Here is a 14,937-nt window from a genome sequence, read left to right as displayed (position 1 = left end):
AGGCGAGGAACAGAAAAGCCACCTTAGGCGGTCTGACGCAGTCGACAAGCTCCTCGCAAAACTTGATTTGACTGGGCCATGATTCGCCAACCGACCCTTATCGTGGCCTGGGTCGGAATACGCTGGCACGCATCCGCGCACAAAGGGTGCCCAGTATTTCCCCGGCGGGCTCCGGGACTGAATGCGATTGCCGTAGCGGATGACCGCTGATGCCTGGCAGAGGCAACAGCGGTCATCCGCCACATTGATCCGGTCGAGCACAAAGCGGGAATGAAATTCCGCAGAAGAGAAGGCTCCGAACTCTAACAGTCCGACCGAGCTACCCGGAGCGAATCGGTCTTGGGTCGCCGTAAGCGATGATCCTGAGGCACTACAGCAGAGGGGGTGGGAGGACGTCAAGCCAGTGTGCTAAGAGGTTATTTGCTACTGAGATGAGCGGCCAGCTGTTCGACGGTCGTCAGGATAAAGGCACGGTCGCTTTCTTGAAGGCCGCTCAGCAGGCCCGCGATCATCTGGCCCTGGTCGTTGGGGCGAGTGCTCGACTCCGTCAGCAGTTCATCCATCCGGCAGTCGAAGATGTCTGCCAGTTGCATCAGCTTGACCACGGAAAGCTCCACCACACCCCGCTCAAGGCGCGAAATGGCTTCGCTGCCGATCCCCAGTCGTTCAGCCACCTCTTCCTGGGTCAGATTACGCTGGGTGCGGTGCTTCGCGATCATGCGGCCGATTTGGGCTTGGGTTGGATGTTTATGTGCCAAGTGATGAGTTCTCCAATTCAACCCGAATGGTTGAGCAAAGACCCATTGACATGAACATCCTTAACGGTTGAGTATCGACTTAAAGGGTTGTTATATTGACTGAAATAGCTGTTTGTCGCGACGTGACATCTATTCCTCCAGGAATCAGAGGCCGAAGTGACCAGCGAGACTGAGCGGTCTGATAGGGCCAAAGGGAGGTAAGGTTGAGCATGGATGAGCCGCGCGAGAACGTCATGGACCTGATCTGGGATCGAACACTGGAGCTGTTCATCAAGATCCATGACTGCCCTGATAATCCTGAACATCTCGATAGCCTTGTTCATTGGCTCAATGAAGATCCTGCTCACCTGAAAACGTTCAACGAACTGGGGCAGATATGGATCGCGACAGGCATCGCGTTGGCCCGTGAAATCGGACAACCGCTAAGCGACTTGGAGAAGGATCAACTGCCGTTGATGATGCACTGACCCGTATACCAGCCCGCCAAAGATTCATGTGATCACCAACGGTGCGTCATGGTCGACGCGGCCCTTTGCTGATCGGCACAGTGCCGTTGCAGTTCGGGTAGTGGGAGCATGACCAAAACGGTCCTGATTTTCCCTTCCGCCTAAGCATTGAGGCGTTGCAAATGGGGCAGTGCGGTCCGGCTTCGACCGGTACCGACAAGGTGAGCGCTCCGGAGTGCTCGACCAACTGCGTAATCCAGTGCGCCTGCTTGGCAACGAATGCGTCCAAGGTCAGACGTCCTGCTTCGATTTCATCCAGAGCTTGCTCCCAGATCGCTGTCATACCCGGATCCGCGACTGCAGCGGGTACCGCTTCGATCAGCGTATGGGCCGCTGCGGAGGCCATCAAGGCTCGTTTTTTCTTCAGCAAATAGCCGCGATCAATCAACCCCTTGATGATGCCGGCTCGCGTGGCTTCGGTGCCGATACCGGTGGTGTCCCGAAGTTTCTGTTTCAGACGCGGGTCGTTGACCAACTTGGCGACGTTTTTCATCGCCTTGATCAGATCGCCCTCGGTGAGTGGTTTGGGCGCAGCAGTGCGCATAGACTTGAGTTCGACGTCGTCCACTGCGCACTGCGCGCCCTGTTGTAAGGCAGGCAACACCTGGGACTTTTGACTGGGCTCATCGTCTTCGGGGTTGTCGGAGAGTAAGCCTTTCCAGCCTTGGACGAGGATCTGTTTGCCAACAGCAGTCAAACGCTCGGCGCCGCACTTCAGTTCGACCTCGGTTCGATCAAACTCGTGAGGCGGCAGGAATTGCGCGAGGTAGTGGCTACGAATCAGTTCGTAGACTTGGCGCTCTTGTTCAGACATTCGCCCAAGGTTCGCCGGCTCGGTGGTGGGGATGATGGCGTGGTGCGCGGTGATCTTGGCATCGTTCCATGCTCGTGAGCGCAATGATCGATCAACGCTTCCGAGCGCTGGGCGTAACGCGGGATCCATTCTGAGTAGGGCATCGAATACCGCAGCTACCTCGTTGAACATGCTCTCTGGCAAATTGCGGCAATCGCTGCGCGGATAGCTGGTGGCTTTGTGGGTTTCATACAAGGCTTGGGCGATGTTCAGGGTTTCCTGAGCGCCGAGTCCCAACTTGCGTGAACAGACTTCTTGCAGTGTGCTTAGATCGAAGGGCAGGGGTGGCGCTTCGCGGAAATGCTCAGTCAGCAGCGAGACTACGGTGGCGGTCTTGCTGCTAAAAATCGATTGGACGGTCTGACTGGCAAGCGCCTGCTGCAGGCAGCGACCGGCTTCGTCACGTCCTGAGCTGGGCGGTATCCACGACGCGATGAAGGGTTGCCCCATTGAAGACAGGTGCACATCCACCACCCAATACGGCACAGAGACGAAGCTGGCAATCGCGCGGTCTCGTTCAACCACCAAGCGCAAAGTGGGCGTTTGGACGCGTCCAACCGACAGCACGCCGTCATAGCCCGCCCGCCGTCCTAGGAGGGTAAACAAACGACTGAGATTCATACCAATCAGCCAATCGGCGCGGCTGCGGGCGAGGGCTGAGTGATAAAGCGGGAAGGTCTCCTGACTAGACTTCAGCGAGGACAGTGCTTTGCGAATCGACGCCTCGTTGAGTGCGGATAACCAGAGGCGCTCAACAGAGCCACGATAGTTGCAGAGCTCCAGTAACTCGCGGGCAATCATTTCACCTTCGCGATCGGCGTCGGTGGCGATGATGATGGTGCTAGCTTCGCTGAGCAAGCGTTTGATGACCTTGAACTGTGCCGCGGTCTTGGGTTTGACCTCGACCTGCCAATGTTCGGGAATGATCGGTAGATGATCCAACGACCAGGTTTTGTACTGATCGCCATAGGCTTCAGGTGGGGCCGTTTCCAGCAGATGGCCGATACACCAGGTGACGGTTGTCTCGGGTCCGATCAAGCAACCATCGCCACGTCGGCTGGCTCCGAGAACCTTGGCAATGTCACGACCTTGGGAGGGTTTCTCGCAGAGAAAGAGACGCATAGAACTGCTCCGGGTTGAGTTCGGAGCAGCGTTGTTGGAAACAGCAGTGGCGAGCTATGAGAAACCTGAATGGCAGGTTCCTCATATTAGTCGGTGAGGGCAGTCTTGATTGGGGATGAGGCTACTACTGTGTAGTCACGTGGACAACAGTGCTTCACGTGCAGCGAGTGATGAGGGCCAGGAACTTCGCGCAAAGGCGCAATTTTTATGCCTCAAGCCCATCATGCCGATGGTGGCTGCCCTCTGCGCTTTTTGGACTTCGACGCGGGCGAGCTGGCCTGGTCTGTAGCCTGCCCGACGGGAACCGCAGACGAGGCTGATTCACTTGAGCGCTCCCGCATGAGCACGTTCTGCACGCGATGAGGCAGGATGCCGACACGACGCGCCTCGATCTTGAAGGTCACCCGCGCATTGTCTTCACTGTCCTCCCACTCATCGCGCACGGTGCGGCCCTCTACCAACACGCGCATGCCTTTCTGGTACAGCGTGCTCCAGTGTTCAGCTTCGCGGTGCCAGAGCTCGACCGGCGCCCAATAGCCGCCTCGATCCTCATAGCTGCCATCGCGTGGCACCGGGTTGTCGAAGTACACATTCAGCCGTAGCAAACGCCGTGGCTCGTCATTGCCTGATGAAAATTCCTGGAACTCTGGCGCACTGCCAATGTTGCCTTCGCCGACAAAAAAAGTACTCATCCTGATACCTCCACTGCGATTGCGAGTTGGCGCAGCAGCCGTTCGGCACTGGCCATTTTGATCGCGCAGGTCGATGCCTGGCGGTAGAGCGAATGCACCACGCTCATCTGCAAGTTCAGCGCAATGCGCTCGTATTCGAAACGGTGCAAGCCCTCGCGTATGGTTTGCGGCAAGGCCTTGTTGGAGACTTGGCGTTCCCAGACCGCAACCCCCATACGAGCGAAGTCACGGGTACGCCAACGCAAAAAGGTGCTGCCTGCACTGGTGTTCTGCAGCACCAATCGAATATCCAGCAGTGAGTAGGGAGGTTGTCCGGCTTGCTGCACCACAGCCTCCATCAGGTGATACAACTGCGCCTCGATTTCCCTCGCCATCTGCGCCAGGTATTCCAGTTCCCCCTTACCCTTAAAAGGTTTTAAAAGGCCTTTTAGGGAGGCAGCGTGTTCGAGTCGGCGATAGGCATCCGCTGTTAGTGTTTCGAGGGGCATTGGTTGAGTCGGGATTAGGGGCTTCATACTTCGTCCTCCGGCTCATCGACTGTCGCAGATGGTTCTACTGCTTCCTCTGCCAACGCGTCAGCTCCATCTACTGTCACAGCGCCACGACGAATGATCGGTGGCGCGAACTGGGAGCGGCGATGCCCCTCAAGGATGTCCATAGGGGGGAGTCCAAACTTCTCCATGGCCGCCAGAGCACGAGCGTTGTTCGCCGCCATGTCGTCACGGGTGACGCCTGCATGCCGATAGCGCTGCGCCTGACCGAACAGGCTGCGCAACAGGTGGGCGCCGTCGTCGATCCAGGCTTCCATGTCTCGGCGACCGATCAAGGCGGTGTGATGGGCCAACAGGGTATGCCGCACCAGCGTGTCGTAGTCAGTCAGCAGGTAGACGGCGAGAAACCCCAATTGGCTGCCGATGTACAAGGGTAAGGTGACGGGGTGGATATTGAGGTTATCGCCCATGTCGATCTGTGTCGGCAGGTCCTGTCTGATCCGGTCCAACTGCTGGGTCAGTTCCAGCATCCCAGCCTTGGCCTGCATCAATTTTTCTTCGAGCTGCACGATCGCCCAGTCGGCATAAGGATCGTCCTGCGCTGCGGCTTGTTTGATCAGGTTAGTGGCGCTGATGTAGCCGGCCATACCCATGATCGAGTGGACGCCTTCGCGTGCGGTTCGACCTTGCCAAATTCGGGCGGCGTGGTGGGTATGCAGTGTCAGGGTGATGCTGCTGCGCAATGAGCCCAGGTTGAGCTGATAGTGATCGGCCACGGTGTCGTCCTCGCATAGGCTTGGACGGAGACGTTGCGACAGATGAAGGTCAGGGACAGCCGAAAAGCTGAATGTGGTCTGTTCGGTTTGGTTCGGGACGGCCAATTACCGAGACGCTCGACACTGATGCCAGTGGCATCAAATCTACTGACGTCCAGGGCGTTTGCTACGCAGCTGGCGTAGTTCCTCCAGGCACGCTTGGGCGAGGGAAGAGGCGGGTTCGCCCTTTTTCCTAAGTTGGCGCGGGGGAGCGGGTGGCGGTTCTGCAATGGGTAACGATTCAGCCTGACCTGCCCAAGGGCGGAAATCGCCTTTCAGCGCCCGCTGGATCAGGCCCATCAGATACGCCGCTGGTTTGCGGACGCGTCCTGCCGCACAGCGTGCGCCCGCTTCGTTGAGCACCGCCTGCCGATCTGCTGGTTTTAGCTTGTTCAGCGTCACGGTGACGGCCTGCCGCTCGCTCAGACTTAGGTGCAGCGGATCAGGCCAGTGCAGGTTATCCACTGCTGGGGTCGCGCGCGGTACCGTACAAATACTTTCTTTTAATACAGTACAGGCGGCATTCGGATTCCGAACGGTGCCGGAAACATGGGCGTTCAGACCCGGTTCGGAATCCGAACGAGGTCCCACACGATTCCGAACGCGGTGATCGCCACCCCGTTCGGAATCGTGTAGCGCTTCATCGGGCGCCTTATCCAATCCTTGTTGTGTCCAATGCTCGCTCAAACTGTCGAGCCGGGTGGGGAGTCGACCCAAATCGATATCAGTGTCCTGACGAATTTCTTCCAACACATGTTGAGCAACAATTCGTACAGCCTTGGTCGCGTGAGAGAGGGCATGGCCGACCAGCTCCAGATAATCCTGATCCAGCTCCATGGCTTCGGCGGGCGTTAACGGTTCATCGTGCAGGACGTACAGAGAACCTTGTAGGCGCCCGCTGAGCTGATCGCGGCCACGACTCACCAAACTGAGCCAGCGAGTCAGCCTGAGCATCGTCAAGACGCGAGCGATGGTTTCACGGGAGGCTGACGCACCGTAGGGCACGCTCGACAAGTAAGGCTGCAAATCTTCATAGTGAGGAGTTATCACACTCTGGCCTTGCAGCATAAATCGAAATACTTGCCAGGCATTCCGTTCCAATGGCGTCAGCCGACTATCCAGGAGCAGCCGACGCGGCACGACTTCGTGAGATTGGCCACTGAACAAAAAGCCCGCCTGCAGGGCCTGGTTGGAAGGATGTTCAGTGGTGGGGCGTGCGGGCCAACGTTCACTTAGTTGTTGGGTGCATTGCTGCAGAACACGCTGCCAGCGACTGGAAGGGGTAGTGTTCATGTTCCGTTGCTGTAATGGTCGATCTGCTGCCAAACGATGGTCAAGCTGATCTGTTGCTCTTCTGACAACATCATCATGGCGTCGAGCTGATCCTCAGCACCGTCCTCAGCGCGTAGTTGGCACCAACGCTGCCAGAGCGCATGTTCCTGCGCTTCGCTCAAGTTCTGGGGGCGGCCCTTACGGGTTTCTATCTTGAGCAGACGTCGGCGAAGGGCGGTTTCCGAATGCGCCAAACCGAAGTACTGATACATGATGGCGCTGCTGGCACCGAGCTTGAGCGCTCGGTTGATCAGGCGCTCGTTGTGTTCGTCGCGTTCGGCCTGGTCGATCAAGCGATGTAGCACCGGCGAATCAATCTTGATCTCAACCCAGGGGACGGTGGCGTGGGCCAGACGTGACAGCGTGGTAGGCGGTAAGGATTGCAATAAGTAAATGTCCTCTTCACCCAGTCCGAGTGCTTTGCAGCGTTGCAGGTTACCCAGGCGCAACTCGTGAAGGACCTGAGTCAGCATGGCCTGGTTGAGCACATTGAAGGACAGGTTCATGGCAGCTCCCTTGGTGAATCGTCTTCATGGGTAAGCGTTAAGTCGATCAGGCGCCGGGCTAAGCGAATGAGGCGATACAGTTTGATTAACAGGTAGTCGGGCAGTCGCTCCAGTCCTACGTCCACGGCGGGACGATCGGCCAGCGGGAGTTGATAGACCCCCAATAGCAGTTGCCCGAAAAGGGCTGAGGGCAATTGCTTGCGATCCTCCCAGTTCACTTCGTCTTGGGCGCGCAATAGGGCCAGGAGCAGAAGATGAACGCCCGTCGAACGAGGTGTCGCAAGATCTACCCGCTCCATATCTAGAGCAAAACCCAATCCTTGCTGCTGATCGATGATGCTCTCGGGACGTCCGGCATAGGCTGCCAGTTCCCGAGCCAGACCGGCGATGGCTAAGCGCAGTTGTTCGGGGGTATCCAGTGTTGGTGCGATGATCCAGATGTCGTCGATCGGACAGGTTGCGACGGTTTTTGTTGGTTCGGAGGCAGTGGCGCGATCAATCTGTCCGCGGATCTGCTGGACACGTGACGGAGGGCTGACTGCTGATACGACATTCGTTACGGGCAGCGTGAGCTGTTCCTCTCGCGCTGTTTCGGCCGGGGTCTTGGTTTCAGCTGATTTGGAATGCGGCTCGGAGGGGGGAGGCTCGGCCGCGGGCTCATTGACGCTCTGCAGAGGGTTGCTCTCCGGGGGCGTGACGACAACGTCGGGCGCCCGGATAACCCGGTGGGTATCGCCCAGCTCAAGGGCCAACATGCGGTAGGACTGGCCGAGTAAGCGGCTCATGCGTTCGAGCAGCTCATCCTGGATTTGCTCAAGGTTGAAGGACTCTGGGTCGGCATCAAATTGCCCTAAGGTGTCGAGCCAAAACTCGGTAAACGCAATGGCGTCGTTCGGATAACGATTCCAGGTTCGTTCAGCCTGGCTACGTAGACCAATCAGGCGTTCAATTTTTGGTTTCCCCAACCCGGCATATAGGGTTTGTGGAATGGCGGGTAGTAAATGTTCGAGGGTGTCCAGCATCCGACTGATGTGCGACTGCGAAACGGGGTAGCCCCCAGCGGTAAGACGTCGTGCCAGCTCTCGTTGCGAAAGTGTTGCTCCATCAGGGGCGAGCATGGTCTTGAGTTTGGCTACAGCCAGAGCACGTTCGATGAAGGTGAGTTGGCCGTGCAGATCGCTTTCAGCGAGATGGCCGAGTAGGGCGCTGATTTCATCGGTCCAGGGGCGGAACAGGCAATAGATGCGGAAGAAACGCTCATCGCGGGTTTCCTGCCACAGCTCGCCGAGAATCGCCAAGCGCGTATTGCCGCCGTTTCGGATGATGAAATAGGCTTCTCCCGGGCGGCGAGTAATCGGCGGCGGTTGATCCAGCCCGCGTTCACGGATTGATGCCTTGATATCGTCATAAAGCGGGTTACGGATGAATCGCGGGTTGTGTTCGTAGGGCCGCAACTGCTCCAGAGTAACCAGCATAGGCGTATCAGTGAGCGGATCGGACAATCGCTCCAGTTCTGGACCGCGAGGGAAGTGGTCCTTGTGCAGTTTTTCGGTGATTTCCTCCTGAGTGAGCTTCTTCATTGGAGCTACCTCAGTTAACGCCGGGGGCGCAAATGGTCACCGACCTCGAACTTAACGATCTCGGCTGTACCCGAACCTTCGAAATGCTGAGACAGTTCCGCGAGAAACCGACCCATGGCCGAGCGCCCACGCTGCAGGCGAAAGACCACGGTGCAATATTCCTCGCTAGGCGGATGATCTTGTCGTATGGATGGCTGAACGATGATGGGAAACTGATCCAACATCAAAAGACTCCTCGCCAAACGCTGTTGGCCTTGAGGTTGAACAAACAAAATGACCTGGCGAGAAATACCGGTTTCGGTATTCGCCTTATCGAACCTCTGCGTATCTGCTAACCCTAGAAATCGCCTCGCGCCATTCCGGAAACAACTCGATGGCCAGCGCTTGCATGGTTTTCAGCGCTGATTGCGAGCGTCGTTCATGTGACTGGCGAGTCTCGATTCGGTGGGCTGGTAGACCAAGAGAGGCGGCATTGAGGTAAGCCACTCGGTCTGGAACTGCGGTGTCTAGAACAGAAATGTTGGGAGCTCCAGCGAATGACTCGTGCAGGCCACGAATGATCATTCGCGTGTCTACTCGGATGCTATTTACCTGGTTCAGCAGTAGTCGCAACGGTGGCAGCGTAATACCCAAGTGACGAAATGGTTCGAGGTCAGTGAACAGTCTCAAAGTGCCGCGACTCAGTTCGCGGGCGGCTAGCATTTCCGGTGTGATGGGGGAGAGGGCGATATCGCAGGCGAGGATGGCCATCTCCAACAGCACGCTACGTGCGCCTTGGGTGTCGATCACAAGCAGGTCATAACGGGGGCGAAAATCGTCTAGCAAATTGCGTAGCCGTAATCGCCCGTCAGGGGCGTGTAGCAGTAATGTACTCAACTGGCCTTGAGCGTCGTTGGAGATGATGAGGTCAAGCCCCGCAATCACGGTCTTGGAAACAATCTGCGCAGGCGTTGTTAAGTTGAAAGCAATGAGTTCGTAGGCGCCAGCAACAGCCTTTTGGCTCAAGGCGTAATAGCTGGAGAGGGTGGGTTGGCTATCCAGATCGAGCAGTAGCACGCGTAGACCCGCATCCGCCAGAAGACCGCCGAGATTGGCGGCTACTGTGGTTTTGCCTACGCCACCTTTGGTGGACACCACTGATACCACGCGCATGGCATCAGGCCTGCTGCGCCAAACGCTCATTGATCCATTGCTCGATCTCCAGCGAGTCCCAGCCAACTGCGCGCAGCCCAATGCGTTTGGCTTGAGGGAATTTACCTTCCTTCATCAAGTTGTAGATGTGCGCGCGCTTGAAGCCGGTTTTTCGCTCCACCTCGTCACGCCGCATGATATGACGCTCTAGCGATGGTTGATTATCAGAAGCGTTCGGGGCGGTTTGGGATAACATGTCGACACTCCGTGGCGCTGCGTGCGCGTAGTGAGAAGTGACCAGAATTGAATAGCAAAAAAGGACGAGAGTCATTGCGCCGCAACGGGAGTGATTGCAGCGCAATCCGTCTCATTGATTTATGAGGCTGCGCTTACCAGCAGCAAATTTTTCGTCCAACGTACGCTTGGTTATGCCCGGTACGTTTTTATAGTGAGCGGTTAGCGCGTCAACGATGGCCGCTTGGGATTGGAAAACTGACAATGGTTTTCCAGACGGGGACTTATCGAGAAACAGGTTGACCATCGACCCGATAATGTTTAGATAAACGGCTTCGCTACGATCGCTGACTTTATGATTAGTCTTGAGCAAGTGATGTATGTTCTTTCTTTCTAGTCCAATGGCTTCTAGATCGCTAAGTAATTGCTCATGAGCTGCCTCCAAAGCCCTTAGTTTTACTTGCAGTGCTTCTCGATCCGCTTGCAATTCTAAGTATGTTTCAATGCTAATGCCATTTTTTTGATGGAGGGGCTCCCCAAAGAGAAACTCTGGTCGTTGATCAGGATAATATCGCGACATCCAACATTTTAGATCAGTGTGACGGACGGTTATGTGGTCGTAATTAACGGGAGTGCCAATGGCCACCGGTACGCCGAAACATCCATAAGCGAGCTCCCCATGTTGAATGGCATCGAGAATTTTTTCCGTGTTTACATGCAGGCAGGGCCACTGCGGGAAATTAGTTTTGAGCCTGCTTGGACAGTGCTGAGCTACTTCGAGTATTTCTCTTTCATAGGTGGTCAAGTTGCACCAGCGCAAGGCTGCATCAACGGGTCTGTAAAATAGTTTTGCATAAAGGTTACAGCTTTGGTTTGCGTACATAACGAATCACTCCATTGAGATGTTTTGCTCCTTAGCTTGCAAGTGAACGTATGGTTATTTGGTGTGCTGCGAATCCCGAGTCTTAAAGAGAGGGGGTTGTCGCCACGGTTGAGATATATGATGATCGTTTCGTAATGGTGTATTTATATTTTGTATGATTATAGAAGAGGTGATTTATTGGTGTGTTTGTGGGATTTGTTATTCGTCGTGTGAGTTCTCTTGAACTTGGCAGAAAAAAACAGGGGGTTGAGGTCCGCGGCGTTGACGGGGTTGCAAGTTTTAAACCGCGAGGTTGTTTTTTTGTATAATGTTCTTATGGGCCAGATTTATCTGATATTATTATCAATAGATGCAATTTATAAAATAAAATTCTATTTTTATCATGATGCTACGTTCGCTTCTCGCAAAAATGTCAAAATATTGATTTTTTACGCCATATTGGACTTCGGGCTCGCCATTATTAGGATTGGGTCGATGGTATCAGAGGAGGGCGACGGCGCCAGGTGCCCGAACTGTTTCTCCGGGACTTGGCGACGTTCGCGAAAAATTTAGAACAGTGAATATACGGCGATTGTAGTCAAGCAAAGGGCATCACCACACAGTACATCTGCGGCTTCGCAGAACCTATGGCCGCCTACTGAATGAGCAATGCGGATAGGATATAACGCCCTAGCCGACCTTCTCGCCTCACATTTGAGACGAGCCCAGCGCCTGGCTCAGATCGTCGATAAGGTCTTCAATCGCCTCGATGCCTACCGACAGACGAATCATTTCGGGCTTCACGCCAGCCTTTGCTTGTTCCTGCTGGTTCATTTGCCGATGGGTAGTGGAAGCCGGATGGCAGGCAAGAGACTTGGCGTCACCGATGTTGACCAGTCGCTTGAAGATTTGCAGAGCATCATAGAAGCGCACGCCTGCGTCATAGCCGCCCTTCAAACCAAACGATAGGATCGCCGACGGTTTACCCTGCATGTATTTTTGTGCCAGTGCGTGATGAGGATGGTCCGGGAGACCGGCGTAGCTGACCCATTCCACTTCAGCATGGCTCTGCAGGAATTGCGCAACTTTCAGGGAGTTGTCGGTGTGACGCTCCATGCGCAGCGCGAGCGTTTCCAGGCCTTGCAGCAGCAGGAACGCGTTCATGGGTGCCAGTGCCGCGCCGGTGTTGCGCAATGGCACTGTGCGTGCGCGCGCGATGAAGGCGGCGGGCCCGAACTTCTCGGTATAAATCACGTCATGGTACGCCGGCTCGGGCTGGTTGAGGCTGGGGAATTTTTCCGGGTATTGGGTCCAAGGAAAATTGCCGCTGTCGATGATCACACCGCCCAGGGAATTGCCGTGTCCGCCGACGTACTTGGTCACGGAATGCACAACGATATCGGCGCCAAACTGAATCGGCTTGCAGAGAATAGGCGTAGCCACCGTGTTGTCGACCATCAGCGGTACGCCGCGGATGTGAGCAGCTTCAGCCAGGGCTTCGAGATCAATGATGTTACCCGCCGGGTTGCCGATGCTTTCGCAGTACACCAGCTTGGTGTTGTCATCGATCAGTTCGGCGATAGCCTCGGCAGAGTCATCTCGGGCAAAACGCACCTCCACGCCAAAGCTTGGCAACAGGTGGGCGAAGAGAGTGTAGGTGCCACCATAGAGTTGTGGGGTAGTGACGATATTGTCACCTGCGCGGGTTAACGTTTGGATCGCATAATGGATTGCCGCGCTGCCGGCCGATACGGCCAGCCCTGCCACGCCGCCTTCGAGGGCGGCCATCCTTTGTTCCAGCACATCATTGGTGGGGTTCATGATTCTGGTGTAAATGTTGCCCGGCACGTCCAGGTTGAAAAGGTCGGCACCGTGTTGGGCGTTATCGAATTCGAAGGCAACATTCTGATAGATAGGCACTGCGACAGCCTTGGTAGTCGGGTCTGACTTGAAGCCATGGTGCAGCGCGATGGTGGCGTCTTTCATGATTGGTTTTGATCCCTTTAAATTATTCCGGATTTTGCGGCACGAAGATTTTGTCGAAGTCCATTATGCCGATCTTCGAGCTCTGTGACCTGGTAAGTCCAAATTTGCCGAGGGGGGTTGCCCCCCAAACGCTGCGCGCAGAATATATGTGAAGGCGTTCCGCCATTACTGGTGATCACGCGTTCGCGACATGACATTAAACGCAGATCAGACAGCAAGCAATCTCCAGACGCGACCCTATTATCGAAGAAGGGCCGCAAGATGGCGAACCTAATAGCCAATTTCAGTGCTATCAAGTCGTCATCATGACTTTGCCGGAAGGTGCCGATGGCTTGGTTTCTGCGAATGTTTAAGGATTGTCTTGGATTCATGCGTGAGTGCATATCAAATCTGGGGCCACGTACGACCCGTGAGTACAGGCGCAATTCGGAAGGCTTTGGATTTTGTTTTGTGACATTGCCTTCTCAGAGCCCCTGAGCAGTCTTACCCTTCAGTGCTAAAGGTTTTTTCAAAGTAAAGTTTCGAACATCTGGAGGCTAATAATGTTAGAAGGGACTGCAATGATTCAGAGGAAAAGTGATTATGCATTGAGGCTGCGTCAATCCAGGTGAATTTTATGATCCAGACGTTGAGGTTTGTACTTTGTGTGAGAGCGTACTCAACGCATTGTGGCGAAACCCTTTTAATATTTTTTAGTAAGGATAAGATCTCCATGTGCAGGTTGTTATCCATTTTTGCTTGCAGCTCGATTGTATTGATTGCCAGTTTGGACATGGGCGAAGTCTCTGACGCTGAACATGAAGGGGGGTATTCAAGCGTGTTAACTATACGGGGTAGATGCTGAGTTTTATCTCCAAGTCTTAGTCTCTGTCACCCTGAAAGGCTATTTTGAGGTGGGATTAATTTAAAGAAGATTTATCATGAGAAAATGACAAAATATTGATCATGTCCGCCAGATTTTGGTGAATATCGCTTCAAGGCGATCAAGCCATTTAGCTTTTTGCTGTTCATAGGTGAGATGACGCTCAGGATTGGGGAAGGCGTTTTTGCCAAAAAACATCGCTGCGTTGTGGGCGTTGGCAATGTTATTTGGTCGATTTGAAGCGTGCGCGATGCTCCTTGGGGGTGATGCCAAAATTCTTCACAAACCTTCTGATGAGGGTTGATTCACTGCCCAGCCCGCAGCGCTGGGCGATGGTTTTGAGTGGGTTATTTGAATTTGTAAGCATATCGCGGGCCGCGTCTAGTCGGAGCAGTTCCACCATTTTGCTTGGTGATTTTTCCATTGATTCCGAGTATTTACGTACGAAGGTTCTTTCGCTCATGTTCATGAAATTTGCGAGCACTGGTACTGTTAAGTCGGTGCTTAGGTTTTCATTAATCCATGCATGCAAATCTGAGAACTGACTGCTCTTCGATTGCAAGGTTAGGGAAGAGCTGAATTGATTCTGATCTCCAGGGCGTTTGAGAAACATTACCAAGTGTCGAGCAACCTCCAGCGCAACGGAGTGTCCCAAATCTTTCTCGACGATCGATAATGCTAGATCAATTCCTGATGTAACACCTGCTGATGTCCATATGTGCTCATCATTAATAAATATTGGGCCTCGTTTAATTATTATTGATGGAAAGTTTCTCTCCAGTTCGTCGTAAGCCGACCAGTGAGTGGTTGCTCTTCGTCCGTCAAGTTTTCCGGCACAGGCTAGTGCGAATATGCCAGTGCAAACAGAAATCAGGCGCTCGGCTTTGTCTGCATGGTTTATAAAGTGCGTGACAAATTTCGGGTCTTTACAGAAATCATGTATGCCTGGTCCACCGGGTATAATTAAGGTGTGTGGCGAAGAGGTTTCTGCTTGCAGAATTTCAGTGTTTATTGAGAAATTTGAGCATATCTCAGTGGTTGGATTTAACGCTAAAATAGAAATCGTATACGGTTGGTGATCGGGGCGGGAGAAGCGGTTGGCTGCCGTGAACACGTCGAGAGGCCCCGCCAAGTCAAGCAAACTTACGTTCGGATAGGTGATGAACTGTATGGATTTAGGGCGCATAAACAGCTACTCCAAGAGGCA

General features: G+C 54.4%; 15 protein-coding genes. 1 reads left to right on the top strand and 14 read right to left on the bottom strand.

Features of this window, described 5'->3' with window-relative positions; translation table 11 throughout:
• Positions 1-416: 416 nt before the first annotated feature.
• A complete protein-coding gene (locus F7R20_RS03255) occupies positions 417-758 on the bottom strand; it encodes a helix-turn-helix domain-containing protein (RefSeq protein ID WP_081352457.1) in 342 nt (113 codons plus the stop codon).
• A 233-nt stretch (positions 759-991) separates the two neighbouring features.
• Here F7R20_RS03255 and F7R20_RS03250 point away from each other — a divergent pair, with 233 nt between their 5' ends.
• The gene (locus tag F7R20_RS03250) at positions 992-1,225 is read left to right on the top strand and encodes a hypothetical protein (RefSeq protein WP_245224355.1); all 234 of its coding nucleotides are present in this window, start codon (positions 992-994) and stop codon (positions 1,223-1,225) included.
• A 46-nt stretch (positions 1,226-1,271) separates the two neighbouring features.
• Here F7R20_RS03250 and F7R20_RS03245 read toward each other — a convergent pair whose 3' ends face one another.
• The 13 genes from F7R20_RS03245 to F7R20_RS03185 form a co-directional block, all read right to left on the bottom strand.
• Positions 1,272-3,239: a DNA topoisomerase III gene (locus F7R20_RS03245; protein ID WP_081352459.1), complete on the bottom strand. Its 1,968-nt coding sequence runs from the start codon at positions 3,237-3,239 to the stop codon at positions 1,272-1,274.
• Positions 3,240-3,460: 221 nt separating this feature from the next.
• Positions 3,461-3,931, bottom strand: coding sequence for a single-stranded DNA-binding protein (locus F7R20_RS03240; protein WP_081352460.1), 471 nt, complete (start codon positions 3,929-3,931; stop codon positions 3,461-3,463).
• Complete coding sequence (locus tag F7R20_RS03235; RefSeq protein WP_081352461.1) at positions 3,928-4,446, bottom strand: DUF3158 family protein; 519 nt, start codon at positions 4,444-4,446, stop codon at positions 3,928-3,930. The genes F7R20_RS03240 and F7R20_RS03235 overlap by 4 nt, the downstream gene beginning before the upstream one ends.
• Positions 4,443-5,198, bottom strand: coding sequence for a PFL_4669 family integrating conjugative element protein (locus F7R20_RS03230; RefSeq protein ID WP_081352462.1), 756 nt, complete (start codon positions 5,196-5,198; stop codon positions 4,443-4,445). The genes F7R20_RS03235 and F7R20_RS03230 overlap by 4 nt, the downstream gene beginning before the upstream one ends.
• A gap of 144 nt (positions 5,199-5,342) precedes the next feature.
• Positions 5,343-6,530, bottom strand: coding sequence for an STY4528 family pathogenicity island replication protein (locus F7R20_RS03225; protein WP_081352463.1), 1,188 nt, complete (start codon positions 6,528-6,530; stop codon positions 5,343-5,345).
• Positions 6,527-7,075, bottom strand: coding sequence for a DUF2857 domain-containing protein (locus F7R20_RS03220; RefSeq protein WP_081352464.1), 549 nt, complete (start codon positions 7,073-7,075; stop codon positions 6,527-6,529). Before F7R20_RS03220 ends, F7R20_RS03225 begins: the two co-directional genes overlap by 4 nt.
• A complete protein-coding gene (locus F7R20_RS03215; protein ID WP_081352465.1) occupies positions 7,072-8,655 on the bottom strand; it encodes a ParB family protein in 1,584 nt (527 codons plus the stop codon). The genes F7R20_RS03220 and F7R20_RS03215 overlap by 4 nt, the downstream gene beginning before the upstream one ends.
• Before the next feature lie 14 nt (positions 8,656-8,669).
• On the bottom strand, positions 8,670-8,879 hold the full coding sequence (locus F7R20_RS32130) for a hypothetical protein (RefSeq protein WP_081352466.1): 210 nt from the start codon (positions 8,877-8,879) through the stop codon (positions 8,670-8,672).
• Positions 8,880-8,964: 85 nt separating this feature from the next.
• The gene (locus tag F7R20_RS03205) at positions 8,965-9,807 is read right to left on the bottom strand and encodes a ParA family protein (RefSeq protein WP_081352467.1); all 843 of its coding nucleotides are present in this window, start codon (positions 9,805-9,807) and stop codon (positions 8,965-8,967) included.
• Positions 9,808-9,811: 4 nt separating this feature from the next.
• Positions 9,812-10,042: an AlpA family transcriptional regulator gene (locus F7R20_RS03200; protein ID WP_025214457.1), complete on the bottom strand. Its 231-nt coding sequence runs from the start codon at positions 10,040-10,042 to the stop codon at positions 9,812-9,814.
• A 111-nt stretch (positions 10,043-10,153) separates the two neighbouring features.
• Positions 10,154-10,903 (bottom strand): hypothetical protein, encoded by a 750-nt coding sequence (locus tag F7R20_RS03195; protein ID WP_081352468.1) that lies wholly within the window; start codon positions 10,901-10,903, stop codon positions 10,154-10,156.
• A 687-nt stretch (positions 10,904-11,590) separates the two neighbouring features.
• Positions 11,591-12,868 (bottom strand): O-acetylhomoserine aminocarboxypropyltransferase/cysteine synthase family protein, encoded by a 1,278-nt coding sequence (locus tag F7R20_RS03190; RefSeq protein WP_081352470.1) that lies wholly within the window; start codon positions 12,866-12,868, stop codon positions 11,591-11,593.
• 1,085 nt (positions 12,869-13,953) lie between these two features.
• Complete coding sequence (locus tag F7R20_RS03185) at positions 13,954-14,916, bottom strand: GlxA family transcriptional regulator (protein WP_081352471.1); 963 nt, start codon at positions 14,914-14,916, stop codon at positions 13,954-13,956.
• Between the last annotated feature and the right edge of the window lie 21 nt (positions 14,917-14,937).

Source organism: Pseudomonas brassicacearum subsp. brassicacearum (assembly GCF_008801605.1).
Lineage (GTDB): Bacteria > Pseudomonadota > Gammaproteobacteria > Pseudomonadales > Pseudomonadaceae > Aquipseudomonas > Aquipseudomonas brassicacearum.
The sequence above is the reverse complement of the archived record's forward strand: the minus strand, read 5'-3'. Positions and strand labels throughout refer to the sequence as shown.

Coding starts and splice junctions, on each gene's coding strand:
- F7R20_RS03225 (WP_081352463.1), bottom strand. CDS start 6,530: ATGAACACTACCCCTTCCAGTCGCTGGCAGCGTGTTCTGCAGCAATGC.
- F7R20_RS03235 (WP_081352461.1), bottom strand. CDS start 4,446: ATGAAGCCCCTAATCCCGACTCAACCAATGCCCCTCGAAACACTAACA.
- F7R20_RS03185 (WP_081352471.1), bottom strand. CDS start 14,916: ATGCGCCCTAAATCCATACAGTTCATCACCTATCCGAACGTAAGTTTG.
- F7R20_RS03245 (WP_081352459.1), bottom strand. CDS start 3,239: ATGCGTCTCTTTCTCTGCGAGAAACCCTCCCAAGGTCGTGACATTGCC.
- F7R20_RS03195 (WP_081352468.1), bottom strand. CDS start 10,903: ATGTACGCAAACCAAAGCTGTAACCTTTATGCAAAACTATTTTACAGA.
- F7R20_RS03190 (WP_081352470.1), bottom strand. CDS start 12,868: ATGAAAGACGCCACCATCGCGCTGCACCATGGCTTCAAGTCAGACCCG.
- F7R20_RS03220 (WP_081352464.1), bottom strand. CDS start 7,075: ATGAACCTGTCCTTCAATGTGCTCAACCAGGCCATGCTGACTCAGGTC.
- F7R20_RS03200 (WP_025214457.1), bottom strand. CDS start 10,042: ATGTTATCCCAAACCGCCCCGAACGCTTCTGATAATCAACCATCGCTA.
- F7R20_RS03215 (WP_081352465.1), bottom strand. CDS start 8,655: ATGAAGAAGCTCACTCAGGAGGAAATCACCGAAAAACTGCACAAGGAC.
- F7R20_RS03250 (WP_245224355.1), top strand. CDS start 992: ATGGACCTGATCTGGGATCGAACACTGGAGCTGTTCATCAAGATCCAT.
- F7R20_RS03240 (WP_081352460.1), bottom strand. CDS start 3,931: ATGAGTACTTTTTTTGTCGGCGAAGGCAACATTGGCAGTGCGCCAGAG.
- F7R20_RS32130 (WP_081352466.1), bottom strand. CDS start 8,879: ATGTTGGATCAGTTTCCCATCATCGTTCAGCCATCCATACGACAAGAT.
- F7R20_RS03205 (WP_081352467.1), bottom strand. CDS start 9,807: ATGCGCGTGGTATCAGTGGTGTCCACCAAAGGTGGCGTAGGCAAAACC.